This is a genomic window from Brevundimonas alba, assembly GCF_011927945.1.
Taxonomy (GTDB): domain Bacteria; phylum Pseudomonadota; class Alphaproteobacteria; order Caulobacterales; family Caulobacteraceae; genus Brevundimonas; species Brevundimonas alba.
In genome coordinates this window covers 518,274-543,721 of the sequence record NZ_JAATJM010000001.1, presented here as the reverse complement: position 1 = coordinate 543,721, position 25,448 = coordinate 518,274, and the positions used below count along the sequence as shown (strand labels likewise).

Genomic DNA, 25,448 nt, shown 5'->3' with positions numbered 1-25,448 from the left:
AGGACGTCGCATGCGTGTCTCGATCGTTTCCATCGTTCTGGCGGGCGGAATGCTCGTCCTCGGCGCCTGCAGCACCGTGCAGGAGCCCGACGCCATGGCTGTGACGGACGCCCGATGCCGCGGCCGGGCCGAGGCGATTCCGACCGGCCGCCAGACCGGCGACGTGCGGCAGGACTACCGGTGCCGCAGCGTCCATGCGAGCAACTACAGGCCCAACAGCGGCCGCAACGTCGCGATCGACAGGGCCCTCAGCAGCGGCCGATAGCCGCCTAGGCCCGCCCGCTCTGCCCTGAAAGCTGCGCCGGATCGATGCCGAGGCCGGCGACGGCGCGACCCCATTTGCCCTCGTAGTCCGGATCGAAGATCAGGTCGGCGTCGGCTTCGGCGGTGAGCCAGACATTCTCGCCCAGCTCGTCCTCCAGCTGACCCTCTCCCCATCCGGCGTAGCCCAGAAGCAGCACCGACCGGCTCGGACCGCCTACCGGATCAACCATCGCCGCCAGCGCCTCGCGCGTACCGGTCATCGCCAGTCCCTCTCCGAACGCCAGCGAGGCGTCGTCGACCAGCCAGTCGTCGGTGTGCAGCACGAAGCCACGCTCCCGCTCCACCGGTCCGCCCACCAGCACCGCGCGGTCCGCCGCGAAGTCCGGCGCGGCGGTCTCAAGCTTGGTCAGCACCGCCTTCAGGTTCACCCCCGGCGCGGGCCGGTCGAGGCGCAGCCCCATGGCGTGGTCCGGCCGGTGTGCGCAGACCAGAATGACGGCATGCTCGAAGCGGGGATCGCTGATGCCGGGCATGGCCACGAGCAGCCGTCCGGCGAGGGATTGGAATTGGTCCATGGAGTCTATCTTGGACCCGCCCGCGAACCGCGCAAGGCCGCGCGCCGCCGGAATGCTTGGCGCATGGCGTCGCAGGGCTTATCTGGACCGGGAGTTCATCTTCAAACCTCCTTCCGGAGCCTGCCATGACCGTCCAGATCGGCGACCGCATCCCCTCGGCCAACCTGACCCGCGCCACCGACGACGGCCCGAAGCCCGTCACCACGGACGACATCTTCGACGGCAAGACGGTGGCGCTGTTCGCCGTTCCGGGCGCCTTCACCCCGACCTGCTCGGCGCGCCACCTGCCGGGCTTCAAGGATCATCGCGAGGACCTGACCGGCAAGGGCGTGGACACCGTCGCCTGCCTGTCGGTCAACGACGCCTTCGTCATGGGCGCCTGGGCCGACAGCCAGGGCATCGGCAAGGACGACATCGTTATGCTGGGCGACGGCAACGGCGACTTCACCCGCGCCCTCGGCCTGTCGATGGACGCCAAGGGGTTCGGCATGGGCGAGCGTTCGCAGCGCTATTCGATGATCGTCCGCGACGGCGTCGTCGAGCAGTTGAATGTCGAACAGCCGGGCGAGTTCAAGGTCTCGTCGGCGGAGCACATGCTGGCGCAGCTCTAGGCAAGGGCGCTGTCGCTCACGGCGCATCCGTTCGCTGCTTGAGCGCAAGGTCCACGCCATGACCGACGTCTTCACCCCCGAACAGCGCAGCGCCGTGATGCGGCGCGTGAAGGGGCGGGACACCGGGCCGGAACTGGCCGTGCGCAGAATCCTGCGCGCGGCCGGCATCGGCTACCGCCTCGGTGGCGCCGGCCTCCCGGGCAAGCCCGATCTGGTGATGAAGGGGCGGCGCGCCGTCGTCTTCGTCCACGGCTGTTTCTGGCACGGCCACGACTGCCCTCGCGGCTCACGAAAGCCCAAGGCCAACGCCGCCTACTGGTCGGGCAAGATCGACCGAAACCGGGCGCGTGACGCCTCGACGCAGGCTGCCCTCAATGCGGCCCGCTGGCGCGTGATCACCGTCTGGGAGTGCGAGATGAAGACGCCCGACTTCGCCTATCGGCTGGTCGCCCGCGTGCGGGATCAGGCCGCGGCGATCTCGACGTCCGTAGCCTCGTCCGACTGAGCCATCATCATCACGTGGTTGATGGCGCCCAGCAGCATCGGCGGCGTGATCGGCTTGGGCACGAAATAGGTCATGCCGGCGTCCGTGCAGGCGGCGATGTCCTCGGGCGAGGTGTCGGCCGTGACGGCGATGATCGGAACCTGCGCGTTCGGTCCGTTACCCGCGCGCAGGCGGCGGGTCGTCTCGCGCCCGTCCAGCTCCGGCATCCGCACATCCATGAAGATCAGGTCGAAGCTGGAAGCCTCGCAGATCTTCAGCGCGGCCATGCCGTCCGCCGCGGTGGCGATATCGCAGCCGAGCGGCTGAAGGATCAACTGGATGGCGCGGCGGTTGATGTCGTGATCGTCGACCACCAGCACGCGCATGGGACGTTCGTCGTCCTCGTATTCAGCGGCTTCAGTCGCGACGGCGGGCTCCGGCGCCGGCGTGGGCTCCGCCGCTGCGGGCGCGGGGTCCGGCGTCCGGACGTTCGTCGGCTCGGTCAGGGACTGGGCCAGCGGCGCCGGCGAGGCCGGGCTGGACGGCCGCCGCGAGACCGGCGTGGACAGGGCGCGGGCAACGGCGTCGCGGCTTTCCTGATCCAGCGCCGGCGCAGCGGCGGTCATGGCCTCGGCGGCCTCGAGGCGCAGCGCCAGGGTGAAGCTCGCGCCCTCTCCGACGGCGCTGCGGGCGGTCAGCCGTCCGCCCATCAGCTCGGCCAGCTGGCGGCTGATGGCTAGGCCGAGGCCGGTGCCGCCATGCCGGGCGCTGACGCCGTCGGCGGTCTGGTCGAACGGGGTGAACAGCCGGACCAGCTGGTCACGCGTCATGCCCGGGCCCGTATCCGACACTTCGATCAGCAGGGCGTGCCCGCCGGTATCCTCGGCCCACGCCTTGAAGCGCAGGGTGATCGCACCCTCGGCCGTGAATTTCATGGCGTTGGAGATCAGATTGTTGAGCACCTGCCGCAGCCGCATCGGATCACCGCGCACCGAGGTCGGGACCCTGGCCGCGCCCTCGATCCGCAGCTTGAGACCCTTGGCCCGCGCGGGGCCGCGCCACAGTCGGGCCGACTGGTTCAGAAGGTCGCGCAGATTGAAGTCGATCGCGTCGACCGTCATGTGGCCGGCGTCGAGCTTGGCGTGATCCAGCAGATCGTCCAGCAGGGCCTTCATCATGAAGCCCGCGTCGCTGATCAGCCGTGCCTGCGCCCGGGCCGGTCCATCAGACGCGCCGCGCTCCAGCTCCGCCGAGCCGGTCAGGATGGCGCTGATGGGGGTGCGCAGGTCGTGGCCGACGGCGGCGAGGAAGGCGCTGCGGCCCTCCATGATGCGCTCGGCCGTGGCGCGCTTCTCCTCGGCCTCGATCCGCGCCGCGGTCTCCGAGATGCGCGCCTGGTTCATGCGCTGCCAAGTGGACAGGCAGTAGGTGATGAAGACGGCTACGGCGATCGACGCCGCCGTGATGAATGAGGGCGAGGCGCCGAACGCGGCCATAAAGAAGGGGGTAGAGGCCAGATAGAGGAACTGCGGCGTCACGGTCAGGACCAGCACGCTCTTCGATCGCGGGGCGTTGATCATTGAATAGATGGCGCCGGCGGACAGCAGCATGGCGGAGCAGATGCCGCCCATAGGTCCGCCTACGAACCACAGCGGCACAGCGAGGCTGCCGAAAAACCCGGCATTGAGCGTCAGCAGAAGGCCGCCGGCGATATTCCGCAGGCCGCGCAGTCGCTCGGTGCGGCCGTCGTTCACCGGGCCGAAGACCCACAGGTCCAGCAACTGGATCAGGAAATAGCCAAGCACCCAGCCGACGGTCAGGGTCCACCCCAGCAACGGGCTGAACACCAGGGCGCTGGCCGCGGCCATGCCCAGCCGCTGCAGCAGCGCCTTGCGCCGCTGGCGGATGGCGCCGGCCCAGGTGTCATCCAGGGCGGCGGCAGGCATATCGGCTTTGGCGATCGCCATGCGGCTCCCCCGGACAGGGCGCATCCGCCCCCTCCCGCATCATGCCGACGGGGCCCTAACGCTCCGTCAACGGCGGGCCCCGACGGCCTCGTCCACCGTGGAAAAGCCGTCCGCCCGCAGCCGCGCCGCCAGATCGCGCTTGATCCGCGCCACCAGCCCGGGACCCTCGAAGATCAGGGCGCTGTAGATCTGAACGGCCGAGGCTCCGGCCAGAATGCGCGCATAGGCGTCCTCGCCGGACCCGATTCCGCCCACCGCGATCAGCGGCAGGCGTCCACCCGCGACCTCCGCCGCCCCCTGCAGGGCCGCCATGGCCCGGTCCTTGAGCGGGGCTCCGGAGAGCCCTCCGGCCTCGCCGCGGTCGCGGGCGCGCAGGCTCTCCGGCCGGTCCAGTGTCGTGTTCGAGACGATCAGCCCGTCGACGCCGTAGTCGATCGCCCCCTCGACGATCAGGCCGATCTCGCCCGCCGTCAGGTCGGGCGCAATCTTGAGGAAGACCGGCGTCGGATCGCCGGCGCGCGCCTCGGCCAGCCGACCCAGCAGGTCGTCCAGCGCGGCCCGCCCCTGCAGGTCTCGCAGCCCCGGCGTGTTCGGCGACGAGACATTGACGGTTACATAGTCCGCCAGGCCCTTGAGGCGCTTCAGACCCGCGACATAGTCAGCCGCCTTGTCGTCCGTATCCTTGTTGGCCCCCAGATTGGCGCCGATCACCGCCGCCGCAGGACGGCGGGCGAGGCGGGCGGCGAACGCCTCCAGACCCTCGTTGTTGAAGCCCATCCGGTTGATGATCGCCCGGTCTTCCGAGAGCCGGAACAGCCTCGGGCGAGGATTGCCGGGCTGAGCGCGCGGCGTGACCGAGCCGCATTCGACGAAGCCGAAACCCAGCCGCGACAGGCCGTGCAGCGCCTCGCCGTTCTTGTCGAGGCCAGCCGCCAGCCCCACGGGATTGCTCAACCTCAGACCGGCGAAGGTGGTCGCCAGAACCGGATCGTCCACCCGAGGTGCGGGCAGGGGGGCGGCCTTCAGTGCGAGAATGGCGAGGCGGTGCGCCGTCTCCGGGTCCAGCGTTCTCAGCGCCGCCGCGCCGATGTCGGTCAGGGCCATCCGACCGCTCCGTCCTCGAAGACCATGACCCCGTCCTGACGCACGGACAGACCGCGCTCGGCGGCCACCGCACTCAGGGGCAGGGGGCCATACAGGTGCGGAAACAAGTCCCCGCCCCGCGACGGCTCCCACCGGAGCGCCACGCCGAGCGCATGCACGTCCACCGTCGCCAGCACCAGCCCGGTGCGTCCGGCGTAGTGCCGCCGCGCCGTCTCCGCCAACTGCTCCGCTGTCGACATGTGGATGTAGCCGTCGGCGTGATCGACTTCCGAGCCCTCGTAGACACCCGCGACCCGCGCCCGTTCCCACGCTGCCCCGTCGACCAGCTTGTAGGCTACGGGGCTCATTCGGCGATCAGGTCGCGCGGCTGCAGATAGCCCTCGAGCATCCGCCGGCCAGCGGCGTCGACGCTGAAGATGGCCGCGGCGCCCGGCGGGAATCCGCCGCTGATCCGGTCCAGCACCGACGGCGAGGCGGCGCCCTCGATCAGATATTCCACGGCCAGCAGGTGGATGCCCGGATTATGCGCCACCACGATCAGGCAACCGGCCTCGTCCTCGACGCCCTCGACCAGTCGCCGAAGCGTATCGGCCCCGCCGTTATAGAGCGGCTCATTGTCCCGGATATCCACGTCCCCGAAGGCGTCGTGGAGCAGGTCCCAGGTCTGGCGGGTGCGCAGGGCAGGCGAGACCAGCGCCAGATCCGGCCGCATCCCGCGCGCCGCCAGCGCCCGGCCCATGGCGGCGGCGTCCACGCGGCCTCGCGCCGCCAGGGCGCGGTCGCGGTCGCGTCCCGAGCCGGCGGCCCGTTCGGCCTCGGCGTGCCGCATCAGGATCAGTCTCTGCATGCCCCGCCTTTAGGGCCTGCCGCCCCGGCTGCAAAGCGGCGGATGGTCAGGAACCGACACGCCTCTGCCGCGAGGCCGGCTGGGGTTGCAGGCCGGGAGCCAGCACCGGCGCCGTGGCCACGGCCCCGCCCGGACGCACCCGCGCATAGGCATGCCGCGTCGCCTCCAGCAGGATCACTCCCGCCGCGCCCGGCCAGACCCGTCGCCCGACCTGCTCGAACCCGTCCGCGAAGGGCAGCAGCGGCCCCCACGGCGGCACATAAAGGGTCTGCGACCAGGCCGTGGGCTCCAGCCCCGCGCCCCGCACCAGCCGCTCCAGCTGACGGCGGGTGAACGGCCGCCCGTGGCCGAACGGCGTCGCCTCGACCCGCGACCACATCCCGCCCCGCGCCGCCGCGATCAGGATGATCCGGCCCGCCGGCGTCAGCGTCCGAACGGCCTCGAGCAGCAGGCCCGCCGCGTCCTCGGCTTCTTCCAGCGCATGGACCAGCACGATGCGGTCGAAGCTGCCCGCCGCGAACGGCAGGCGCCGGTCCTCGACCAGCACGGTCCGGTTCCGCCCCGCCGAGGGCCAGAGCTCCACCCCCTGTCCGCCCGGCATGGCCGAGACGACCCGGCGCGCGCCGACGAAGGCGTCCAGCCATGGCGTGGCGTAGCCGACCCCCAGCACGTCGCATCCGGACGCCTCGCCCCAGGCGTCGTCCAGCCGCCGCGCCAGCAGACGCCGCGCCAGCGCGCCGGCCGGCTCGCCGTAGAAGGTCCGAAGGTCCTCGATGCTGCGCCGCATTGGGTCACCATAGGCCGCGGAAGGGGCCGCTGCTAGAATGCGGCATGACCCTCGACGTTCGCCTCTTCCCATGTCTGTCCGACAACTACGGCTTCCTCGCGCGCGATACCGCCACCGGCAAGGTAGCGACCATCGACACCCCTGACGCCGACGCCATCCTCGCGGCGCTGGAGCAGTCGGGCTGGGGGCGGCTCGACCTGATCCTCAACACCCACTGGCACCCCGACCACACCCAGGGAAACGCGGCGCTCAAGGCGGCGACCGGCTGCGAGATCGTCGGGCCGGAAGAGGTGCGCCGGGCCGCGCCGCTCGACCGCGTCGTGCGCGGCGGCGACCTCGTCATGCTGGGCGAAACGGCGCTGGAGGTCACCGACACCCCCGGCCACACCCTCGGCCACATCGTCTATCGGGACGCCGCCGGTGCGCAGGCCTTCGTCGGAGACACCCTGTTCGCGCTGGGATGCGGCCGTCTGTTCGAGGGTACGCCCGAGCAGATGTGGGACAGCCTGCAAAAGCTCGCCGGCTGGCCCGACGAGACCGTCGTCTGGTGCGCCCACGAGTACACCGCCGCCAACGCCCGCTTCGCCCTCAGCCTCGACGACCGCCCGGAGATGGCCGCGCGGGCGGCGGAGATCGTCGGGTCGCGGGAGCGGGGTCAGCCGACGGTGCCGACCACGATAGGCTCGGAGAAGGCGTTCAATCCCTTCCTGCGCGCCGCCGACGCCGCGGATTTCGCCGCACGCCGCGCGGCCAAGGACAGCTTCGCCGGCTGACGGTTCGGCTTCAGGACGCCTGGGGCAGGATGGCGCGGATCACCCGCGCCGAAGACGGACGCCCGGCCATGCCCTCGTCCGGATTGACGGTGACGACCAGCCGCCCCCGCGCATAGGTCACGCCCGAGCGCGATCCTTCGATGATGGTGATGCTGCGCAGCTGGTTGACGTACTGGCGGGCGGTCGGCGACCGCGCGATGCGGATCACCGCCTCGGTGGCCACGATCATGGCCTCGACGCACAGCGATTCCGACCGGTCGCCGTCCAGATTGACTTCCACCAGACGGCCGCCCACGGCCTGGCTGACCATATAGCTGCGCTGCGCCATCAGCCGGAACAGCAGGTGCGGACCCAGCGTCGGCGGCGTCAGGCTCGAGCCCGTTCCGCTGAAGGAGGCCGGCGAGCCGCCCGGCGCGCGCGGCGTATAGACGGTCATGCCGCCGCTCGGCGTCACCCGCAGCACCTGCTCTCCGGCGTCGTTGCGGTAGATGACATCGCCCCGGGGCGCGGCGCTGGGCCTCAGCACCCAGGTTTCGTCGCGGCGGTCGAAGCGCAGCAGGGGATGCCGGCCCGACCGGTCCAGAATGAAGCCCTCGCCCGACTCGGCGACATAACGGCCGACGGGCGGCAGGCTCGGCGTCGCCGGGCGACGATCACGCAGCGAGCGGCTCTGCTCGGCCTGCGCATTGCCGCGGTTCTGGGCGGCGGCTTCGGGGGTGAAGGACAGCAGAGACAGCACGGCCGCCGCGAGGGCGAGACCCATCGCGGTCAAAAGCGGCCTCCGCGCCGTTCTGACCCTTGCCGTCAACTCCATGCCGACCTTGGTGGAATCGCCACGCGGCGGATTTTGGGCGGTGTCCGGATCAGCCGACGAGATACTGACCGCCGTTCAGCGACAGGGTGCAGCCTGTGACATATCCGGCACGTTCGCCGGCCAGCCAGGACACCATGTCGGCGATCTCCTCGCCCTTGCCGAGCCGCCCCACGGGAATCTGGGAGATGATGCCGGCCAGCACCTTCTCGTCCATGGCTCCGACCATCTCGGTATCGATATAGCCCGGCGCGATGCAGTTCACCGTCACGCCCTTGCGCGCGTTTTCCAGCGCCAGCGCCTTGGTGAAGCCGATCATCCCGGCCTTGGCCGCGGAATAGTTGGTCTGGCCGATCTGGCCCTTCTGGCCATTGATCGAGCTGATGTTGACGATCCGGCCGAAGCCGCGGTCGCGCATGCCGTTGATGACCTGCCGGGTCATGTTGAACACGCTGTCCATGTTCACCCGGATCACGTCCGACCACTGGTCGTGGCTCATCTTGTGGAAGAAGCCGTCCCGCGTGATGCCCGCATTGTTGATCAGCACGTCGATGGGGCCCAGCTCGGCCTCGACGTCGGCCACGGCGCGTGCGCAGTCCTCGTAGGAGCCGACGTTGCCCTTGACCACCATGACGCCCAGCTCGCGCGCGGTGGCCTCGGCGGCCTCGACGTTGCCGGAATAGCCGGCGGCGACGGCCATGCCGTCTTCCTTCAGCCGCTGAACGATCGCCTTGCCGATGCCGCGGGTGCCGCCCGTGACCAGAGCCACTCGTGCCATGTCGTTTCCCTGTCCTTTGGCGGCAGCCTCTCTGACGGGCCGCCTGCGTATGGATACGCTTTAGCCCGCCAGCCGTTGCGCGGAAAGGACGCCGTTACGCGGCTTTATCGAACCGGCTCATGTCGATGACGAAGCGGTAGCGGACGTCGGATCGCTCCATCCGCGCATAGGCCTCGTTGATCTGGTCCGGCGCGATCACCTCGATGTCGCAGGCGAGGCCGTGCTCGGCGCAGAAGTCGAGCATCTCCTGCGTCTCGCGGATGCCGCCGATCAGCGAGCCGGCGATCCGCCGGCGCCGCCACAGCAGCGGCATGGCATAGACCGGCAGCCCCTCGGTGGTCAGGCCCAGCATGACCATGGTGCCGTCGCGCGCCAGCAGGTTCACATGGCTGGCGATCTCGTGCGTGGCCGAGACGGTGTTGATGATCAGGTCGAATTTCTCGCCGGCCGCCCGCATCGCCGCCGCGTCCGAGTTGATCAGGAAATGCTTGGCGCCCATCCGCTCGGCGTCCGCCTTCTTGCGGTCCGAGGTCGACAGCACCGTCACCTCCGCGCCCATGGCGTTGGCCAGCTTGACCGCCATATGCCCGAGGCCGCCCAGACCGATCACCGCCACCTTCGAACCCGGCCCGACGCCCCACTGCCGCAGCGGGCTGTAGGTCGTGATGCCGGCGCACAGCAGCGGCGCGGCGGCGTCCAGCGGGATGCTGTCCGGGATGCTCAGCACATAGTTCTGGTCGACCGTGATCCGGTCGGAATAGCCGCCCTGGGTGACCTTCTGACCCGCTTCCGCGCCCTTGGGATCCGGCGAGCCGTAGGTTTGGGTCATGCCCGGCACGCAATACTGCTCCTCGCCTTCCAGGCAGGCCGGGCAGGTGCGGCAACTGTCGACCATGCAGCCGACGCCGACCCGGTCGCCTTCCCTGAACCGGGTCACGTTCGCCCCCACCGCCGTCACGACGCCGGCGATCTCGTGGCCGGGCACGATCGGATAGCGGGTGCTGCCCAGATCGTTCTTCGCCACATGCAGGTCCGAGTGGCAGACGCCGCAGAATTTGATCTCGATCGCCACGTCATCCGGCCCCGGATCGCGCCGGTCGAAGCTGTAGGGCGACAACGGTGCGTCGGCGGCGGTGGCGGCGAAGGCGCGAGTGGCGATGGGCATGGGAGGTCCTCGAGAAGGGGCGGCGTGCAGGGCAGGTGTCTATGGCGGGACGAACCCGCAAGGCAGTCAGTCGTTGCGGCGGTTCAGATTACGGACCGGAACGGCCTCCAGATGGAAGTCATCGAACAGGCGGGCGTTCAGGATCAGGCGCGCGGGCCGGTCCTCCCCTTCGTCGGTGGTCCACGCGGGCGCGTCGCTGAACACGCTGCACCCGCAGGTCTGGCAGTGATGAAAGGTCATCATCCGATCGCCCCACTGATAGGCGGCGAGGCTCGCTCGCGTGAGGTCCAGTTCGACCTCTTCCGGTGGATAGTAGGCCACGAGGTCGCCGCGCTTAGAACAGATCGAACAGCCGCACCGCGTCACCGTTTCAGGCGCAGGCGCGGCGAACCGCTGCGCCCCGCAGTGGCAGGCGCCGTTCAGTCGCCGTGTCACGTCCCCAGCTTTTCGATCAAAGCCTGCGCCGCCGCCGGATTGCGCACCTTCGCCCCGGCGATGAAATAGGCGAACACATCGCCGGTCTTCGCCCAGTTCCGGGTCTGCTTCAGGACGCCGTCCAGCTCCGCCGAGGTCATTCCGGTCAGCTCGTCCTCGCGGCTCGACATCAGCCGGGCGTATCTGAAGTCGGCCGTGTCCTGATCGATGCGCGGCCACTCCGGCGCCTCGTCGTCATGGCCGTAGACGATCGCCACGCCGTACTTCCGGGCGAGGTCGTAGAATTGCTCGGTTTCGAAGGTGCCGTTTCGAACCTCCAGCGCGTGCCGCAGCTGGACCCCGTCCTTCTCCTTCGGCAGCAGTTTGAGAAAGCCCTCGAAATCCTCGGCGTCGAACTTCTTCGTGCCCATGAACTGCCAGTTGATCGGCCCCAGTTTGTCGCCGAGAGCCGTCAGCCCCTGATCGAGGAACCGCCCCATCGACTCCCCCATGTCGGAGAGCACCTTGCGATTGGTGCAGTACCGGCTCGCCTTGACCGAAAACACGAAGCCCTCGGGCGTCTCGTCCCGCCACTTCATCCAGCTGTCCGGCTTGAACGTCGAATAGTAGGTGCCGTTGATCTCGATGCTGGTCAGCTTCGAACTGGCGTACTCCAGCTCCTTCTTCTGGCTCAGCTTGTCGGGATAGAAGACGCCCCGCCACGGCTCATAGGTCCAGCCGCCGACGCCGACTCTGATGGTTCCGCTCATGGTCCCCTCCCTGCTGCGCCAGACCTAGGACTGCGCGGCCGAGGCCACAAGCATCCGGTAGGCCGCCGTCGCCTGCGCCCGCGCGGCGGCGTCGTCCAGCAGGCGGCGCGAATGCCCGTAGGCCAGCACGATCCCCTTGAACTGGAACACCAGCACCTCGAGCGTCATGTCGTCGGCGTTCGGATTCATCGTCCGGAATTCGCGCTTCAGCACCTTGGCCCAGCGTACCTGACTGGCCTTCAGCGTGTCGCGCAATGGCCCCGGCTGGTCGTCCAGCTCGATCGCAGCCGCCTTCAGCGGACAGCCGCCCGGTCGGTCCTCGCCATCGATCCAGTCCAGCTCGCCCTGGAAGATCCGGTCCAGCCGTTCGCGGCCCGCCGGCAGCGGTTCCGCCGGACGCCACACCGCCTCGGTGAAGCGGTCGATCATGGTGTCGACCACCTGGGCCTGCAGCGTCTCCTTCGACTGGAAATGCTTCAGAACCGCGCTCTTCGACAGCCCCGCGCCGGTCGCCACGTCCTGCAGGCTGACCGCGGCCAGTCCGCGCACGGTGACCTGCGCCATCGCCTCGTCGATCAGCCGGGCGTGGGTGGCGGCGCCTTTGGGCGGCATTCGGACGTCTCCATAACAAAAGTGTCCAGTCGGCCACTTTTCATTTGACTCGAAGTGACCGAGCGGTCACTCATATGTGCACGGTCGGTCACTTTTGCACGGGCCGGTCGCAATGAACAGCCCCCAAGGAGGCTCCCATGCTTCTCATGACCCTGATGTCCGCCACCCTCGCCCTGACGCAGCCTGCGCCGTTGCTGGATGCCGCCGCCACCCTCGCGTCGCCGGGCGAAGCCCGCGCCGTCATGCTCGACGGCCGCTCATGGGCATGCAGTCCGGACGGCGCCTGCCTCGGCCGCGGGTCGGGCGCATCGCAGCCCGCGGTGCGCGAGTGCCGCCGTTTCGTCGCCCGCGTCGGCGCCGTCACCCGCTACGAGCGGGCCGGCGTAGCCCTGACAGAGGCCGAACTGGCGCAATGCAACGCCGCCCGGCCAGCCTAGTAGGCGAAGTCCCGGTAGATGCGGCTGACGTCGCCCTGCCAGTCGCCGTGATACAGCTCCAGCAGACGGTCGGCGGGCGTGATCCCGCTGTCGGCGATGTCCTCAAGCTCCGACAGATAGCCGCGCTCGTCGACCATGCCGCCCGAGAACCGGGCGCGGTTCTTCAGGCCGTGCCTGGCGATGTCGATGAGGTCGACGGCGACATCGCGCACCGACCGCCCTGCTACCTCGGCCTTGAGGCCCAGCCGCGTCACGTCGCGGCGCAGGCGCTCGTGGTCGGCAATGTCCCAGTGCTTGACCAGGTCCCAGGCCGCCGCCAGCGACGGCGCGTCATACAGGATGCCGGCCCACAGCGCAGGCAGGCCGCAGATCCGGCTCCACGGTCCGCCGTCGGCGCCGCGCATCTCGAGATAGGCTTTCAGCCGGACTTCAGGGAACAGGGTGGTCAGATGATCGGCCCAGTCCTTGGACGTCGGCCGGTCACCCGGCAGCGCATCCAGCTTGCCCTCCATGAAGGCGCGGAACGACTGGCCCGACAGATCGACGTATTTGCCGTCGCGCTTGGCGAAATACATCGGCACGTCCAGCGCATAGTCGGCATAGGCCTCGAAGCCGAACCCGTCGCGGAACACGAAATCCAGCATCCCCGTCCGGTCCGGATCGGTGTCCGTCCAGACGTTGGCCCGGGCCGACAGGAAGCCGTTGGGCTTGCCCTCGGTGAACGGCGAACAGGCGAACAGCGCCGTCGCGATCGGCTGCAGGGCCAGCGAGGTGCGGAACTTGGCCACCATGTCCGCCTCGCTGTCGAAATCGAGGTTCGCCTGGATGGTGCAGGTGCGCAGCATCATGTCGAGGCCCAGCGACCCCCGCTTGGGCATATAGGCCCGCATGATGTCGTAGCGGCCCTTGGGCATCACCGGCACATCCTCGCGCCGCCACATCGGATCGAAGCCCGCGCCGAGGAAGCCGAGGTTCAGCTGGTCCGCGACCTGCTTGACCTCCATCAGATGCTGGCCGGTCTCGTTGCAGATATCGTGCACGTCCTTCAGCGGCGCGCCCGACAGTTCGAACTGCCCGCCCGGCTCCAGCGAGATCGAGGCCGTGTAGCCCTCGGCGTTTTCCCGCTCGAGGGCGATGACATGGTCGCCCTCGTACACCTGCCGCCAGCCGAACCGCGTCAGCCCCTCCAGCATCGCCTTGATGCCGTTCGGTCCCTCGTAGTCGGGCCGACGCAGCGTCGATTTGTCGAAGCCGAACTTCTCGTGCTCGGCGCCGATGCGCCACTGGTCCTTCGGCTTGGATCCCTTCGACATGGCGCCGATAAGGTCTTCGCGGGTAAGCGGCGCGGCGTCGGCCATGAATGTTCTCTGAGCCCTGGTGTCGCCGCTAGATGGGCGGGCTTGGCCGTGGGCTCAAGCCCCATTCGGCGCGTGTATCGATAAGCCTGACTTGAGCCTACCGTTCCCAGTCGCCGACCGCCGCCTGCCACAGCGTCAGGGCGGTCGTCGCCGCGGTGTCCGCCCGCAGCACCCGCGGGCCCAGAGACACGGCGGTGGTGAAGGGCAGGGCCCTCAGCCGTTCCCGCTCCTCCGGCGCGAACCCGCCCTCCGGCCCGATCAGGATCGCCCACGGACCCGCGCCCGCCTCGGCCAGCGCCGTCATCGCCGGCGCTCCGCCGGTCTCGTCGCAGAACATCAGCCGCCGTGAGGCGTCCCATCCGTCCAGCAACACGTCCAGCTTCTCCGGCAGATCGACCGCCGGCACGTCCAGCCGCCCGGTCTGTTCGGCGCTCTCCACCGCGATAGCGTCCAGCCGGTCCATCCGCACCCGGTCGCCCTGCGTCCGCCGCGTTGTCACCAGCCGGATCCGCGCCGCGCCCAGCTCCGTGGCTTTCTCGACCGCGAACTCGAGCGCCGCCTTCTTCACCACGGCGATCAGCAGATGCACGTCCGGCACGGTGGTCTGCGCCCGCGCCTGCTCCTCCGCCCGCAGGATGACGCCCTTCTTGAGCACCTCCGCGATGGTGCAGCGCCACTCGCCGTCGACCCCGTTGAACACCAGCAGCGCATCGCCGGTCTTCAGCCGCATCACCTGCGTCAGGTAACGCGACTGATCCAGCGTTGGCGCGACGGCCGCACCGGAAGAGAGGGGCTGGGGGACGTGGAGGCGGATCATGACCCGCTGTGTGGGCTCAGAGCGTCCGCGCGATCAAGAGCTTCATGATCTCGTTGGTGCCGCCGTAGATCCGCTGCACCCGCGCATCCTTGTACAGCTGGGCGATCGGATACTCGTTCATATAGCCGTAGCCGCCGTGCAGCTGCAGCATCTCGTCGATGACCTCGCCCTGGATATCGGTGACCCAGTATTTGGCCATCGAGGCGGTGGCGGCGTCCAGCTTCCCCTGCAGGTGCAGGCCAAGGCAGTGGTCGACGAACACCTTGGCCACCGTCAGCTTGGTCTTCACCTCGGCCAGCTTGAACTGGGTGTTCTGGAAGTCGATCACCCGCTTGCCGAAGGCTTTGCGCTCCTTGACGTAGGCGATGGTCTCCTGAAGCCCGCGCTCCGCCGCCGCCACGCCCTGGACGGCGATGTTCAGCCGCTCCTGCGGCAGCTGCTGCATCAGCTGGATGAAGCCCTGACCCTCGCCGCCGCCGATGATGTTCTCGCCCGGGACCTTCACGTCGTTGAAGAACAGCTCGGAGGTGTCGTTCCCCTCCATGCCGATCTTGTGCAGGTTCCGTCCGCGCTCGAAGCCTTCGGCCCCGTCGGTCTCGACCACGATCAGCGAGGTGCCCTTGGCGCCCTCGGCCGGATCGGTCTTGGCCACGACGATAATGAAGTTGGCCAGCTGGCCGTTGGTGATGAAGGTCTTGGACCCGTTCACCACATACTGGTTGCCCTGTTTGATGGCGGTGGTCTTGACCCCCTGCAGGTCCGACCCGGCGCCCGGCTCGGTCATGGCGATGGCGCCGACCAGCTCGCCCGACTGCAGCCGAGGCAGCCAGCGCGCCTTCTGCTCGGCGGTGCCGTAGTGCCAGATGTAGGGCATGACGATCGCATTGTGCAGCGAGATGCCGAAGTGGTCCGCGCCCTTCCAGCCCAACTGGCGCATCAGCACCACCTCATGCCGGTAGTCGCCGCCCATGCCGCCGTCTTCCTCGGGCATGGACAGGCCCAGCAGGCCCGCCTCGCCGGCGTCGTTCCACAGCTGCCGCGGCACTGACGAATTCGCCAGCCAGGTCTGCACCGCCTCGGGCGAGGCATGCTCGTCGATCCATTTGCCGACGGAGTCGGAGAAGAGGGTGATCTCCTCTTCCTGCATGAAGGCCGGTTCGGGGACGTTGAGGACGTTCACGTTCAGAACGCCTCCGCCGGCAGGGCCATCAGCACATCCGCGCCGGTCTTCAGCTTGGCGAGGTGCGCCCCCGCGTCGGGCAGGATCCGCTCCACGAAATACCGGCCCGTAGCGATCTTGTTGGCGTAGAACGGATCGGCGGAACCGGCGTCGATCTGCTTCTGCGCCGCCAGCGCCATCTGCGCCCAGACATAGGCCAGCGCCGTCAGGCCGAAGATGTTCAGATAGTCGGTCGAGGCCGCGCCCGCGTTGTCCGGATTGGCCATGCCGTTCTGCATCAGCCACATGGTGGCCTCCTGCAGCTTCTTCTTGGCGTCGGTCAGGCCGTCGACGAAGGCCTTCTGCGGACCTTCGCCGCCATGCTCGGCGGTGAAGGCGTCGATCTCGGCGAACCAGGTCATGATCGCCCGTCCACCGTTCGACGGCAGCTTGCGGCCCACCAGATCCAGCGCCTGAATGCCGTTGGCGCCCTCATAGATCATGGTGATCCGCGCATCGCGCAGATACTGGCTGGCCGGGAAATGCTCGGTATAGCCCGAGCCACCGTGCACCTGCATCGCCAGCGACGCGGCATGGAAGCCCTTGTCGGTCAGATAGGCCTTCAGCACCGGCGTGATCAGGCCCATGTAGTCGCGCGCCTTGGTCGCGATGGCCTCGTCTTCCGACCGCTGCAGATCGGCCTGCAGGGCGGTCCACAGGATGAAGGCCTGGCCGCCTTCGACGAAGGCCTTGGCCTCCATCAGCATGCGACGCACATCGGGATGGACGATGATCGGATCGGCCGGGCCGTCCGGGTTCTTGGGACCCGTCAGCGAACGGCCCTGCAGCCGGTCTTTCGCGAACTCGGCGGCCGCCTGATAGGCGGCGGTGCCGATGGACAGGCCCTGCAGGCCGGTGCCGAGGCGGGCCTCGTTCATCATGACGAACATCGCCGCCATGCCCTTGTTCTCCTGGCCCACCAGCCAGCCCTTGGCCCCGTCGTAGGCCATGACGCAGGTGGCGTTGCCGTGGATGCCCATCTTGTGCTCGAGCCCGGCGCAGCCCGCGCCCTCGTTGCGCTCGCCCACGCCGCCGTCCTCGGTGACGAAATACTTCGGCACGACGAACAGGCTGATGCCCTTGATCCCCGCCGGCGCGCTCTCGATCCGGGCCAGCACCAGATGGATGATGTTGTCAGTGAAGTCGTGCTCGCCCGAGCTGATCCAGATTTTCTGGCCGGTGATCGAATAGCTGCCGTCGCCGTTCGGAACCGCCTTGGTGCGGATCATGCCCAGATCGGTGCCGCACTGCGGCTCGGTCAGGTTCATCGTCCCGCCCCACTCGCCTGTGGCCAGCTTGGGCAGATAGGTCGCCTTCTGCTCGTCTGAGCCGTTGGCGTGCAGCGCCTCGTAGCAGCCGTGCGTCAGGCCCGGGTACATCGAGAAGGCGGCGGATGCGGCGGCCGTCATCTGGCCGAACGCCATGCCGACGATCGCCGGCATGCCCTGTCCGCCGTATTCCGGATCGGACGACAGGCCGGGCCAGCCGGCCGCGACCATCTGCTGATAGGCTTCCTTCCAGCCGGTCGGGCCCGTGACCTTGCCGTTATCCCATTTGCAGCCTTCCAGATCGCCGACGCGGTTCAGCGGGGCGATGACTTCCTCGGCGAATTTCGCGCCTTCCTCGAGGATCTGGCCGACCAGTTCCGAGGACACGTCGGCGAAGCCGGGCTGGTTGGCGTAGCGGTCGATCTCCAGCACCTCGTTCAGGATGAACGTCAGGTCGCGGACAGGCGCCTTGTAGGCCATGGAGTTACGCTCTCGCTTTGAAGGGCTGGACGGTGTGGTCGGGGTTCAGACGCGACTTCAGCAGGTTCGCGTATTCCTCGGCCCCGGGCAGCAGGTCGGGGCGGTGCTCGGACAGCTTGCGCTCCATCACGGCGCAGGCCTCCTCCGCCGTCTCGATGGCGGCGTCGAGGTCCTCGCGCTGCTGCTTCAGCGCGGCGATCTGGGCCCGGTGGCGGCGCAGGGCGACAGCCATCTGGTGGGCGTTGTGATTGTCGTGGTCGTAGAGATCCAGCATCTCCTGGATCTCCTGCAGCGAGAAGCCGATGCGGCGTCCCCGCAGGATCAGCTTCAGCCGGGCCCGGTCGCGCGCGTCATAGACCCGCGTCTGGCCCTTCCGCGCCGGCGTCAGCAGGCCCTTGTCCTCGTAGAACCGCAGCGCGCGCGCCGTCGCCCCGAACTCGCGGCAGAGCTGGCGGATCGAATAGGTGCGATGATCGTCGGCGGTCGCCATGCACAAGTTCTAGACCGAACTTGACGTGCACGTAAAGGGAAGCCTTTTAGCGCCCTATGGCCCGCAAGCACGTCAACCTCGGCAAGGCTCCGGACAAGCGCGATCTGCCGCAGAAGACGTGCGTCGTCTGCGGCAGGCCGTTCTCATGGCGACGCAAGTGGGCTCGTGACTGGGCCGGGGTGAAGGCGTGCTCAGACCGTTGCCGAACCAGAGGCGCGGCGTCCTAGCGAACCTCGCGCGCCCGCATCCACAGCACCGGCGCGGTCATCGCGATCAGGATCACATTGGTCACGGCCAGACCCGCCTCGAGACCGACGGCGTGCATGACCAGCATGATGGATTCCAGCGCCAGCAGGCCGGCCGTGGCGGTGACCAGCAGCGGCCGGCCGTGCTTCCACGACACCAGCGGCGCCAGCACCAGAACGGCGAGCACGATCTCGGCCAGACCGAGGCCGCGCACCATGTTCTCGGTGGCGAACAGCGGCCAGCGCAGCAGATCGATCAGGTTGGCCATCGGCTCGGTCAGCTTGGCGTAGCCGGCGGCGATGAAGAACATCGCCAGCCAGCCCTGCAGCGTCCAGAGCGTAAGGTTGCGGTAGCTCGCGGCAAGGCGGGAGCGGGCGGGGGAGAGAGTCTGAGAAGTCATTTTATGTGACGCCCGGGGAGAGGCGCTCTTTTGATTGGTAACAGTTGCGATGTCGGAACGGATCAGCCTGTCCGCAAGTGCGCGAAGCGAGACCGTAACCATCCGTGACCGCCTTCTGCGTGGACCCCACGGCCAAAGCGTGGCCGTATTCATAAATCTCTGTAATGCGGCGTCCGTTTCAGGGGCCTTAAGACAGTTACGCTGCAGGTGCGGGTCTGGATGGGTCACGCGGCGTGGTCCGATATGCCGCGGGGAGGCGGTCGATCCTTCCTACCGCCACGCTGCCGCCACCCTGCTGTCAGCAGCCGGCCAGACCCCAAGCTTCACGCGCCGCCCTCAACCGCTCAATCTTCGCGTGGAACGGCGCCCAGTCGTCGCCGGCGTCGGTAGTCGCCCAGATCGCCTCGACCTCGTCGATCAGCATCTCTTCCGGCTCCGTGGCCGCGAACATCGGATGCTCCAGCCGCTCAGGCCGCTCCGGCTCGTGCTCGAACAGGGCGAAGCGGAAGGCGTCGAAGGCCTCGCCCTGATACAGCTTGCCCCTTGGCCCGCCGAGCGCCCGCGCGGACGACGCAAAGCCGCCGAACCAGTCGAAGAACAGCGGCTCCCACCGCAGCGCCTCGCCGCCCTCGCGGAGCAGGGCCAGCGTCGTATCCAGCAGCCTCTGGTCCGCCGCCTCGCCAAGGCTGGTGACGCCCAGCCGCGCCAGAAACGCCGCCCTCAGTTCGCGGATATAGGCCGGGCCGAACCCGTTCAGCGCCTCGGTCAGCGGCTCCGCATCGGCGACCAGCTTCAGCGCTCCGCCCAACTGTGTCAGGGCCCAGAACACCGCCTCGGGCTGCCGCGCAAAAGCATAGAGGCCGAACTGGTCGAAATAGGCCGCCGTGAACCCCGGCTCGTAATGCGGCAGGAACCGCCACGGGCCGTAGTCGAAGCTCTCGCCCGTGACGTTCAGATTGTCGGTGTTCAGCACGCCGTGCACGAACCCCGCTGCGATCCATCGCGCCGTCAGCCGCGCCGACGCCTCGACCACGGCCCGCAGAAAGCCCGGCGTGTCTCCGGCCGCGACGGTCGGGTGGTAGAGCGACCGCGCGTGCTCCACCAGCGCCTCGATCATGTCCGGCCTCCGGATATAGGCGGCCCGCTGGAAGGTGCCGAACCGGACATGGCTGTGCGACAGCCGCACCAGCACCGCCGACCGCGTCGGAGACGGTTCGTCGCCCCGCTCCAGATCCTCGCCTGTCTCGATCAGGCTGAAGGCGCGGCTGGTCGGGACGCCGAGCGTCTCCAGCATCTCCGCCGCCAGCACCTCCCTCACCCCACCCTTCAGCGTCAGCCGTCCGTCCGCGCCCCGCGACCACGGCGTCTGACCCGACCCCTTGGTGCCGAGATCCAGCAACCGGCCGTCCCCTGCGCGGATCTGCGCCGCAAGGAACCCCCGCCCGTCGCCGAGGTCGGGATTGTAGGTGCGGAACTGATGCCCGTGATACCGCATCGCCACCGGCCCCGGCTGGCCCGGCAGCGGCTGGAACCGGCCGAAATGCGCCACCCATTCCTCGTCCGTCAGCGTCTCCAGCCCGACCGTCGCCGCCGCCCGGTCATTGCGGAAGCGCAGGATCGCCTGCGGAAACTCCGCCGCCCGGACGGCATCGCCGTATTCCTCACCCAGTTCGAAGAAGCGCGGCTCGGGACGGTAGGCGGGGAAGGGGGGCATGCGCAGCAGATGACCTCTTGTCGGGGCAAGGGCAACCGCACCCGCCATCGCCTGTTCCGGCGGCTTCCGCCTTGAACCTCGCCCGCCCCGCCGTATTGTATCCGAAGAGATCAGGCACGGCCCTTCTTCAGGGTCGCACGCCAGGCCGGCGCCCGCTTCATCGCGGCGCGAACCCGGTCCGGCGCCCGTCGATAACCGGGCGCCACGACAGACCCTCATCCCGGAGGCCCGCCGTGGCGCGCAAGATCACTCTCGACTTCCTCAAGACCGAGGCCGCATCCGGCGCGGTGCTGGGCCTTGCCGCCCTCGCCGCCCTGATCGTCGCCAACTCTCCCCTGTCCGGCGCCTATTTCGGCTGGCTCAAGAGCGAGCACGTGGTCCAGGTCGGTCCGCTGATGCTCCAGCTCACGGTGTCCGAATGGATCAAGGAAGGCCTGATGGCGGTCTTCTTCCTCGTCGTCGGCCTGGAGATCAAATACGAGATCCTCAGGGGCGAGCTCAGCGATCCGAAGAAGCTGGCCACGCCCGTGCTGGCCGCCATCGGCGGCATGGTCGCGCCGGCGCTGGTCTATCTGGCGGTGTCCGGCCTCGCCGGAGGGCCGCACGGCGGCTGGCCTATCCCCCTGGCCACCGACATCGCCTTCGCCCTCGCCGTGTTCGCGGTGGCCGCGCGCAATCTGCCGTCGTCGTTGCGGGTCTTCCTGCTGACCCTCGCCATCGTCGACGATCTCGGAGCCATCGCCCTCATCGCGGCCCTGTTCTCCAGCGGCGTCGCCTCGCAGCCGCTGGTCTGGATCGTCGGCCTGCTGCTGGCGGGAGGCGTGGCGGCCCGCATCGGCAAGATCCCCGCGCCCTTCTGGGTGCTGGGCTTTGCGCTGGTCTGGTATCTGACCGTCCTGTCCGGCCTGTCGACCTCCCTGACGGCCGTGGCCTTCGCCTGCATCGTTCCGGTCGACAACCGCCGCGACAAGCAGAGCCCGCTCAAGGAGGCGATGCACGACCTGCACCCCTACGTCGCCTATCTGGTCCTGCCGCTGTTCGCCTTCGCCAAGGCCGGGGTCAGCTTCGCCGGCCTGACGCTGGAACAGGCCTTCGCCCCTCTCGTCATCGGCATCGCGCTGGGCCTCTTTATCGGCAAGCAGATCGGCGTCTTCGGCGCGGCCTGGCTGGCCTCGGCTCTGAAGATCGGGCGCCGACCCACCGGCGCCAGCTGGTCCGAGCTCTACGGCGTCTGCCTGCTGTGCGGCGTCGGCTTCACCATGAGCCTGTTCATCGGCGTGCTGGCCTTCCCCGGCGCGATCGACTCCCCGCAGCAGATCGAGGTCAAGCTGGGCGTGCTCGGCGGCTCGGCCCTGTCCGCTGTCGTCGGCGCCGCGGTCCTCGCGATTGCTGGCCGACGGCGCAAAGATTTGGCCGACGAGGCCGCGGATACTGCCCAATAGTGGGTGAATATTGACCTAGCGTCAGCGATATCTGTCGCTTTTGCGTCACAGTCAGGCTTGCGCCAAGGCCGAAATGAGGCCGCGCCGGTCCCGGATGCTTGTGGCGGAGTCCGGCTTGGATTACCCCGAATGCTGGAGTTTCCGCGCTCCGCAAGAAGGGCGCGGGACAGGGATCAGGAAACGCCGCGGCAACCCGTTCCATGCGGGCCCCGGCAATGTCGGGGAGCGACCATGCGCCTTACCAACCTTCTTCGCACCACTGCGTCTGCCGCCGTGGTCAGCGCCGTGGCCTTCGGCTTCGCCGGAGCCGCCGCGGCCCAGGACCAGCAGGGTCCTACGACCATCGACGACATCATCGTCACGGCCCAGAAGCGTGAGCAGAACCTGCAGGACGTGCCGATCGTGGTCACGACCCTGTCTCAGGAAACCCTGCAGGACGCCGGCGTCCGCGACATCAAGGACCTGCAGATCCTGACCCCCGGCCTGACGGTCACCTCGACCTCGTCGGAAGCCTCGACCACCGCCCGTATCCGCGGCGTCGGCACGGTCGGCGACAACCCCGGTCTGGAAAGCTCGGTCGGCGTGGTCATCGACGGCGTCTACCGCTCGCGCAACTCGGTCGGCTTCGGCGACCTGGGCGAACTGCAGCGCATCGAGGTCCTGAAGGGCCCGCAAGGCACGCTGTTCGGCAAGAACACCTCGGCCGGCGTCATCAACATCATCACCGAGGCCCCGTCCTTCACGCCCAGCTTCAACGGCGAACTGACGGTCGGCAACTACGGCGCCATGGCGGCCTCGGGCTCGGTCTCCGGCCCGATCAGCGACACCCTCGCCTTCCGCCTCTACGCCGGCCGCCGTCTCCGCGACGGCTTCATGAACATCGACACCGGTGACGGCCCCCGCACGGAAACGGACGACAACAACCAGGACTTCGGCACCGTCCGCGGCCAGCTGCTGTGGCTGCCGAACGACAACACCTCGGTCCGCTTCATCGCCGACTATTCGTCGCGCGACGAATATTGCTGCGTCGGCACCCAGATCCGCACCGGCCCGACCTATCCCTTCGTCGACGGTCTCTCCAACGGCACGGGCCAGCGTCCTCCGGCTCCGGGCTTCGGCCCGCTGCCCTTCTCGCGCACGGCCTTCGCCAACCGCTCGTCGGGTCAGGAAGTCGAGGACAAGGGCTGGTCGGTCGAGGCCAACTTCGACCTGCCGTCGTTCCTCGGCGGTTCGACCCTGACCTCGGTCTCGTCGTGGCGTAAGTGGACGTCCAGCCTCGGCCAGGACATCGACTTCACCGGCGCCGACATCGCCTACCGCGTCCAGGACGGCGATTACGGCTACGAAGTCGAGAACGCCACCCAGGAGTTCCGCCTCGCCGGGGCCACCGACAGCCTCGACTGGCTGGTCGGCGCCTTCGTCACCCAGGAAGACATCTACCGGACCGACAGCTGGTATTTCGGCCCCGACTACACCCCCTTCCTGTCCTTCCTGCTCAGCGCGCGCCTGAACGCGGCGAACCCGGCCCTGCCGATCAGCCCGAGCACCATCGGCTGCTACACCCGCGCGGCCCAGACGCCCGTCGGCTTCGGCACCTGCCTGGGCTCCGGCGGCGCAGTCAACGGCGGCGGCCCCGGCTTCACGGTCGGTCAGGGCTTCGAGGACAAGTATGACCAGGGCTCGACGTCCTTCGCCCTGTTCACCAACGACACCTGGCACGTCACTGACGCCTTCGATGTGACTGTCGGCCTGCGTTACACGATGGACGAAAAGACCCTGCGCGGTACGCAGCGGAACACCAACGGCAACGGCGCGACATGCGCCGCCGCCCTGGGCAACGCGGGCGCGATCGGAGCCGTTCTCGGCGCCGCCACGCCCACCATCCTTGGCAACTTCTGCCTGCCGTGGGCCAATGCCGCCTTCAACAACCGCAACATCAACGAGCAGTTCGATGACTCGGAGCTGAGCGGCACGGTCAAGGCGTCCTACCGCCTGAACCCGTCGATCCTGACCTATGTGTCCTACGCCCGCGGCTACAAGAGCTTCGGCTACAACCTTGACCGCGTGCAGAGCGGCATCACCCCGACCGCCTCGCTGCTGTTCCCCTCGGAAGTCGTGGACAGCTACGAAGCCGGCGTGAAGATGACGCTGCTGGACCGCACCCTGCTGCTGAACGCCACCTACTTCGACCAGACCTTCGAGGACTTCCAGCTCAACACCTTCCTCGGCACCGCCTTCGTGGTGGAATCGATCCCCGAACTGACGTCGCGCGGCGTCGACGCCGACTTCCTGTGGTTCTCGCCGGTTGAAGGCCTGAGCTTCCAGGGCGGCGTCACCTACACCAAGGCCGAGTACGGCGACTTCACCGCCGCCGACCTGGCCAACCCGGGCAACTTCCCGCAGCTCTCGCTGCTTCCGGGGGCCACGGCGTCCTTCGCTCCGGAATGGTCGGGCACGCTGTCGATCAACTTCGACCGCAACATCGGCGACGACGTCCGCGTCGGCTTCAGCCTCGCCGGCAAATATATGAGCGACTACAACACCGGCTCCGATCTGATCCCCTACAAGCAGCAGGACGCGTTCACGACGCTGAACGGTCGCTTCATGGTGGGCAGCGCGGACGAACGCTGGACGGCCGAGTTCTGGGTCCAGAACCTGACCGACGAGGAATACATCCAGGTCGCCTACAACGCCCCGCTGCAAGGCTCGGCGTTCCAGACCACGGTCCAGCCGAACGGCACCTACTACAACCCGGCGCTGGACACCCAGACCTACGACGCCTTCCTCGGCGCGCCGCGGACCTACGGCGCGACCCTGCGCTTCAAATACTGATCGCTTCGCTGACAGGCGAAACGAAGGAACCGGCCGGGGGCGACCCCGGCCGGTTTTGTTTTTGCTGGTGTGAGGGAACCGGGGTCAAAGTGGTCGTTGCACCTCGTTCCGCAAGCGGAGACCCTGCCACAAACCGAGGAGCGCCTGCGTGCGACGGCATCTGATCTCTCTCGTGTTGGCGGTCTCGACCGCCGCTTGCCTCGCGGGAAGGGAGAAGATCGTGGACGTGGGCGGGGGTCAGGGCCTGTGTCGATACGAACTTGCCCGGCTCCCCGCCCCGATGGCGCTCTTCGACCTGAATGCACGGGTTGGAGGAAGCACCTGCTTCACGGGAACCGACACGCTCCTGTTTCTTCCCTCCCAAGGCGCGCCTTGCGTTGCCCCCGAGGGAGTTGAGGCGGGTAAAGCGATCCCTATCGGCCGGGCTGGGGCCGATACCGAACTCCGGCGTTGCTTCGCCTCCGCACGGTCCGAGCCTCAGGCCGGAACCGGGTCCATAACCTACACGGGGCTCGTCGCGGACGTTGACCTGATCCAGTTCGGCCTGGACACGAACGCCCTCGCGGCGGCCGACGGTCTTCCAATCACGCGCATTGTGCTTAGTGGCGCAAGGGTCTGCGTCGAGACCAATCAGCCAAGTGTCGTCGACCACCGCATCCGCGCGGCAGACATCATAAACTTCGAATACATTCAGGCGTCGCGATCTGCAGGGCACTGCTCTCCCTGACGACCGACTGGTGCGTTGAGGGCGGAAAGGGCGCTGAAGTGGACGCTTGTCTCTTC

28 protein-coding genes are annotated in these 25,448 nt (G+C 68.4%); 9 read left to right on the top strand and 19 right to left on the bottom strand.

Annotated elements, in window-relative coordinates:
- Positions 1-10: 10 nt before the first annotated feature.
- Positions 11-265 carry a hypothetical protein gene (locus GGQ87_RS02655; RefSeq protein ID WP_168045162.1) on the top strand — a complete coding sequence of 85 codons (255 nt, stop codon included), beginning with the start codon at positions 11-13 and terminating at the stop codon, positions 263-265.
- A 4-nt stretch (positions 266-269) separates the two neighbouring features.
- Here the strand turns inward: GGQ87_RS02655 and GGQ87_RS02650 are convergent, their stop codons facing one another.
- Positions 270-839 (bottom strand): YqgE/AlgH family protein, encoded by a 570-nt coding sequence (locus GGQ87_RS02650; protein ID WP_168045161.1) that lies wholly within the window; start codon positions 837-839, stop codon positions 270-272.
- Positions 840-964: 125 nt separating this feature from the next.
- On the opposite strand from GGQ87_RS02650, the gene GGQ87_RS02645 reads away from it, so the two are divergent.
- Together GGQ87_RS02645 and GGQ87_RS02640 are read left to right on the top strand one after the other, a co-directional pair.
- The gene (locus GGQ87_RS02645; RefSeq protein ID WP_168045160.1) at positions 965-1,450 is read left to right on the top strand and encodes a peroxiredoxin; all 486 of its coding nucleotides are present in this window, start codon (positions 965-967) and stop codon (positions 1,448-1,450) included.
- 58 nt (positions 1,451-1,508) lie between these two features.
- On the top strand, positions 1,509-1,955 hold the full coding sequence (locus GGQ87_RS02640) for a very short patch repair endonuclease (protein WP_168045159.1): 447 nt from the start codon (positions 1,509-1,511) through the stop codon (positions 1,953-1,955).
- Here GGQ87_RS02640 and GGQ87_RS02635 read toward each other — a convergent pair.
- The 5 genes from GGQ87_RS02635 to GGQ87_RS02615 all read right to left on the bottom strand — a co-directional run bounded on the left by GGQ87_RS02635 (position 1,913) and on the right by GGQ87_RS02615 (position 6,639).
- A complete protein-coding gene (locus GGQ87_RS02635) occupies positions 1,913-3,901 on the bottom strand; it encodes an ATP-binding protein (protein ID WP_245161399.1) in 1,989 nt (662 codons plus the stop codon). The two genes, GGQ87_RS02640 and GGQ87_RS02635, sit on opposite strands and share 43 nt — an antisense overlap.
- A 66-nt stretch (positions 3,902-3,967) precedes the next feature.
- On the bottom strand, positions 3,968-5,005 hold the full coding sequence (locus GGQ87_RS02630; RefSeq protein WP_168045158.1) for a quinone-dependent dihydroorotate dehydrogenase: 1,038 nt from the start codon (positions 5,003-5,005) through the stop codon (positions 3,968-3,970).
- The gene (locus GGQ87_RS02625) at positions 4,996-5,352 is read right to left on the bottom strand and encodes a DUF952 domain-containing protein (RefSeq protein WP_168045157.1); all 357 of its coding nucleotides are present in this window, start codon (positions 5,350-5,352) and stop codon (positions 4,996-4,998) included. Before GGQ87_RS02625 ends, GGQ87_RS02630 begins: the two co-directional genes overlap by 10 nt.
- The gene (locus GGQ87_RS02620; RefSeq protein ID WP_168045156.1) at positions 5,349-5,852 is read right to left on the bottom strand and encodes a SixA phosphatase family protein; all 504 of its coding nucleotides are present in this window, start codon (positions 5,850-5,852) and stop codon (positions 5,349-5,351) included. Before GGQ87_RS02620 ends, GGQ87_RS02625 begins: the two co-directional genes overlap by 4 nt.
- Before the next feature lie 46 nt (positions 5,853-5,898).
- Positions 5,899-6,639 (bottom strand): methyltransferase domain-containing protein, encoded by a 741-nt coding sequence (locus GGQ87_RS02615; protein WP_168045155.1) that lies wholly within the window; start codon positions 6,637-6,639, stop codon positions 5,899-5,901.
- A gap of 44 nt (positions 6,640-6,683) precedes the next feature.
- Between GGQ87_RS02615 and gloB the strand changes: the two genes are divergently transcribed.
- Positions 6,684-7,412 carry a hydroxyacylglutathione hydrolase gene (gloB, locus tag GGQ87_RS02610; RefSeq protein ID WP_168045154.1) on the top strand — a complete coding sequence of 243 codons (729 nt, stop codon included), beginning with the start codon at positions 6,684-6,686 and terminating at the stop codon, positions 7,410-7,412.
- Between the two features lie 10 nt (positions 7,413-7,422).
- Here gloB and GGQ87_RS02605 read toward each other — a convergent pair whose 3' ends face one another.
- The 6 genes from GGQ87_RS02605 to GGQ87_RS02580 all read right to left on the bottom strand — a co-directional run bounded on the left by GGQ87_RS02605 (position 7,423) and on the right by GGQ87_RS02580 (position 11,962).
- A complete protein-coding gene (locus GGQ87_RS02605) occupies positions 7,423-8,175 on the bottom strand; it encodes a DUF4908 domain-containing protein (RefSeq protein WP_245161480.1) in 753 nt (250 codons plus the stop codon).
- A 100-nt stretch (positions 8,176-8,275) separates the two neighbouring features.
- Positions 8,276-9,001 carry an acetoacetyl-CoA reductase gene (gene phbB / locus GGQ87_RS02600; protein WP_168045152.1) on the bottom strand — a complete coding sequence of 242 codons (726 nt, stop codon included), beginning with the start codon at positions 8,999-9,001 and terminating at the stop codon, positions 8,276-8,278.
- A 94-nt stretch (positions 9,002-9,095) separates the two neighbouring features.
- Positions 9,096-10,166 (bottom strand): NAD(P)-dependent alcohol dehydrogenase, encoded by a 1,071-nt coding sequence (locus GGQ87_RS02595; RefSeq protein ID WP_168045151.1) that lies wholly within the window; start codon positions 10,164-10,166, stop codon positions 9,096-9,098.
- Between the two features lie 66 nt (positions 10,167-10,232).
- Positions 10,233-10,601 carry a GFA family protein gene (locus GGQ87_RS02590; RefSeq protein WP_168045150.1) on the bottom strand — a complete coding sequence of 123 codons (369 nt, stop codon included), beginning with the start codon at positions 10,599-10,601 and terminating at the stop codon, positions 10,233-10,235.
- Positions 10,598-11,350, bottom strand: coding sequence for a DUF72 domain-containing protein (locus GGQ87_RS02585; RefSeq protein WP_168045149.1), 753 nt, complete (start codon positions 11,348-11,350; stop codon positions 10,598-10,600). Before GGQ87_RS02585 ends, GGQ87_RS02590 begins: the two co-directional genes overlap by 4 nt.
- Positions 11,351-11,374: 24 nt before the next feature.
- On the bottom strand, positions 11,375-11,962 hold the full coding sequence (locus GGQ87_RS02580; protein WP_168045148.1) for a TetR/AcrR family transcriptional regulator: 588 nt from the start codon (positions 11,960-11,962) through the stop codon (positions 11,375-11,377).
- A gap of 137 nt (positions 11,963-12,099) precedes the next feature.
- Here GGQ87_RS02580 and GGQ87_RS02575 point away from each other — a divergent pair, with 137 nt between their 5' ends.
- Positions 12,100-12,399 (top strand): CC_3452 family protein, encoded by a 300-nt coding sequence (locus tag GGQ87_RS02575; protein ID WP_168045147.1) that lies wholly within the window; start codon positions 12,100-12,102, stop codon positions 12,397-12,399.
- Here the strand turns inward: GGQ87_RS02575 and GGQ87_RS02570 are convergent.
- From GGQ87_RS02570 to GGQ87_RS02550, 5 genes are all read right to left on the bottom strand, one after another.
- Complete coding sequence (locus tag GGQ87_RS02570) at positions 12,396-13,757, bottom strand: glutamate--cysteine ligase (protein ID WP_168045146.1); 1,362 nt, start codon at positions 13,755-13,757, stop codon at positions 12,396-12,398. The genes GGQ87_RS02575 and GGQ87_RS02570 overlap by 4 nt on opposite strands.
- A gap of 97 nt (positions 13,758-13,854) precedes the next feature.
- Complete coding sequence (locus GGQ87_RS02565; protein WP_168045145.1) at positions 13,855-14,574, bottom strand: 16S rRNA (uracil(1498)-N(3))-methyltransferase; 720 nt, start codon at positions 14,572-14,574, stop codon at positions 13,855-13,857.
- Between the two features lie 16 nt (positions 14,575-14,590).
- Positions 14,591-15,754: an acyl-CoA dehydrogenase family protein gene (locus GGQ87_RS02560; protein WP_168045144.1), complete on the bottom strand. Its 1,164-nt coding sequence runs from the start codon at positions 15,752-15,754 to the stop codon at positions 14,591-14,593.
- Positions 15,755-15,756: 2 nt separating this feature from the next.
- Positions 15,757-17,541, bottom strand: a complete 1,785-nt coding sequence (locus GGQ87_RS02555) for an acyl-CoA dehydrogenase C-terminal domain-containing protein (protein WP_168045143.1) — start codon at positions 17,539-17,541, stop codon at positions 15,757-15,759.
- A gap of 4 nt (positions 17,542-17,545) precedes the next feature.
- Positions 17,546-18,031: a MerR family transcriptional regulator gene (locus GGQ87_RS02550; RefSeq protein ID WP_168045142.1), complete on the bottom strand. Its 486-nt coding sequence runs from the start codon at positions 18,029-18,031 to the stop codon at positions 17,546-17,548.
- Between the two features lie 56 nt (positions 18,032-18,087).
- Between GGQ87_RS02550 and GGQ87_RS02545 the strand changes: the two genes are divergently transcribed.
- Positions 18,088-18,258 carry a DUF2256 domain-containing protein gene (locus GGQ87_RS02545; protein ID WP_168045141.1) on the top strand — a complete coding sequence of 57 codons (171 nt, stop codon included), beginning with the start codon at positions 18,088-18,090 and terminating at the stop codon, positions 18,256-18,258.
- Here the strand turns inward: GGQ87_RS02545 and GGQ87_RS02540 are convergent.
- Both GGQ87_RS02540 and GGQ87_RS02535 read right to left on the bottom strand, forming a co-directional pair.
- Positions 18,255-18,677, bottom strand: a complete 423-nt coding sequence (locus GGQ87_RS02540) for a DoxX family protein (protein WP_168045140.1) — start codon at positions 18,675-18,677, stop codon at positions 18,255-18,257. The two genes, GGQ87_RS02545 and GGQ87_RS02540, sit on opposite strands and share 4 nt — an antisense overlap.
- A 298-nt stretch (positions 18,678-18,975) precedes the next feature.
- Entirely contained in the window at positions 18,976-20,391 is a 1,416-nt protein-coding gene (locus GGQ87_RS02535; RefSeq protein ID WP_168045139.1) for a protein adenylyltransferase SelO, read from the bottom strand.
- 233 nt (positions 20,392-20,624) lie between these two features.
- Between GGQ87_RS02535 and nhaA the strand changes: the two genes are divergently transcribed.
- The 3 genes from nhaA (at position 20,625) to GGQ87_RS02520 (ending at position 25,392) form a co-directional block, all read left to right on the top strand.
- A complete protein-coding gene (gene nhaA, locus GGQ87_RS02530; RefSeq protein WP_168045138.1) occupies positions 20,625-21,833 on the top strand; it encodes a Na+/H+ antiporter NhaA in 1,209 nt (402 codons plus the stop codon).
- A 231-nt stretch (positions 21,834-22,064) separates the two neighbouring features.
- Positions 22,065-24,665 carry a TonB-dependent receptor gene (locus GGQ87_RS02525; RefSeq protein WP_168045137.1) on the top strand — a complete coding sequence of 867 codons (2,601 nt, stop codon included), beginning with the start codon at positions 22,065-22,067 and terminating at the stop codon, positions 24,663-24,665.
- Between the two features lie 148 nt (positions 24,666-24,813).
- Entirely contained in the window at positions 24,814-25,392 is a 579-nt protein-coding gene (locus GGQ87_RS02520) for a hypothetical protein (protein ID WP_168045136.1), read from the top strand.
- Positions 25,393-25,448 lie beyond the last annotated feature (56 nt).

What these genes read in the sequence shown, in the direction of transcription:
- GGQ87_RS02655 (WP_168045162.1), top strand. Translation starts at nt 11, where the DNA reads ATGCGTGTCTCGATCGTTTCCATCGTTCTGGCGGGCGGAATGCTCGTC.
- GGQ87_RS02650 (WP_168045161.1), bottom strand. Translation starts at nt 839, where the DNA reads ATGGACCAATTCCAATCCCTCGCCGGACGGCTGCTCGTGGCCATGCCC.
- GGQ87_RS02645 (WP_168045160.1), top strand. Translation starts at nt 965, where the DNA reads ATGACCGTCCAGATCGGCGACCGCATCCCCTCGGCCAACCTGACCCGC.
- GGQ87_RS02640 (WP_168045159.1), top strand. Translation starts at nt 1,509, where the DNA reads ATGACCGACGTCTTCACCCCCGAACAGCGCAGCGCCGTGATGCGGCGC.
- GGQ87_RS02635 (WP_245161399.1), bottom strand. Translation starts at nt 3,901, where the DNA reads ATGGCGATCGCCAAAGCCGATATGCCTGCCGCCGCCCTGGATGACACC.
- GGQ87_RS02630 (WP_168045158.1), bottom strand. Translation starts at nt 5,005, where the DNA reads ATGGCCCTGACCGACATCGGCGCGGCGGCGCTGAGAACGCTGGACCCG.
- GGQ87_RS02625 (WP_168045157.1), bottom strand. Translation starts at nt 5,352, where the DNA reads ATGAGCCCCGTAGCCTACAAGCTGGTCGACGGGGCAGCGTGGGAACGG.
- GGQ87_RS02620 (WP_168045156.1), bottom strand. Translation starts at nt 5,852, where the DNA reads ATGCAGAGACTGATCCTGATGCGGCACGCCGAGGCCGAACGGGCCGCC.
- GGQ87_RS02615 (WP_168045155.1), bottom strand. Translation starts at nt 6,639, where the DNA reads ATGCGGCGCAGCATCGAGGACCTTCGGACCTTCTACGGCGAGCCGGCC.
- gloB (WP_168045154.1), top strand. Translation starts at nt 6,684, where the DNA reads ATGACCCTCGACGTTCGCCTCTTCCCATGTCTGTCCGACAACTACGGC.
- GGQ87_RS02605 (WP_245161480.1), bottom strand. Translation starts at nt 8,175, where the DNA reads ATGGGTCTCGCCCTCGCGGCGGCCGTGCTGTCTCTGCTGTCCTTCACC.
- phbB (WP_168045152.1), bottom strand. Translation starts at nt 9,001, where the DNA reads ATGGCACGAGTGGCTCTGGTCACGGGCGGCACCCGCGGCATCGGCAAG.
- GGQ87_RS02595 (WP_168045151.1), bottom strand. Translation starts at nt 10,166, where the DNA reads ATGCCCATCGCCACTCGCGCCTTCGCCGCCACCGCCGCCGACGCACCG.
- GGQ87_RS02585 (WP_168045149.1), bottom strand. Translation starts at nt 11,350, where the DNA reads ATGAGCGGAACCATCAGAGTCGGCGTCGGCGGCTGGACCTATGAGCCG.
- GGQ87_RS02580 (WP_168045148.1), bottom strand. Translation starts at nt 11,962, where the DNA reads ATGCCGCCCAAAGGCGCCGCCACCCACGCCCGGCTGATCGACGAGGCG.
- GGQ87_RS02575 (WP_168045147.1), top strand. Translation starts at nt 12,100, where the DNA reads ATGCTTCTCATGACCCTGATGTCCGCCACCCTCGCCCTGACGCAGCCT.
- GGQ87_RS02570 (WP_168045146.1), bottom strand. Translation starts at nt 13,757, where the DNA reads ATGGCCGACGCCGCGCCGCTTACCCGCGAAGACCTTATCGGCGCCATG.
- GGQ87_RS02565 (WP_168045145.1), bottom strand. Translation starts at nt 14,574, where the DNA reads ATGATCCGCCTCCACGTCCCCCAGCCCCTCTCTTCCGGTGCGGCCGTC.
- GGQ87_RS02555 (WP_168045143.1), bottom strand. Translation starts at nt 17,541, where the DNA reads ATGGCCTACAAGGCGCCTGTCCGCGACCTGACGTTCATCCTGAACGAG.
- GGQ87_RS02550 (WP_168045142.1), bottom strand. Translation starts at nt 18,031, where the DNA reads ATGGCGACCGCCGACGATCATCGCACCTATTCGATCCGCCAGCTCTGC.
- GGQ87_RS02545 (WP_168045141.1), top strand. Translation starts at nt 18,088, where the DNA reads ATGGCCCGCAAGCACGTCAACCTCGGCAAGGCTCCGGACAAGCGCGAT.
- GGQ87_RS02540 (WP_168045140.1), bottom strand. Translation starts at nt 18,677, where the DNA reads ATGACTTCTCAGACTCTCTCCCCCGCCCGCTCCCGCCTTGCCGCGAGC.
- GGQ87_RS02535 (WP_168045139.1), bottom strand. Translation starts at nt 20,391, where the DNA reads ATGCCCCCCTTCCCCGCCTACCGTCCCGAGCCGCGCTTCTTCGAACTG.
- GGQ87_RS02525 (WP_168045137.1), top strand. Translation starts at nt 22,065, where the DNA reads ATGCGCCTTACCAACCTTCTTCGCACCACTGCGTCTGCCGCCGTGGTC.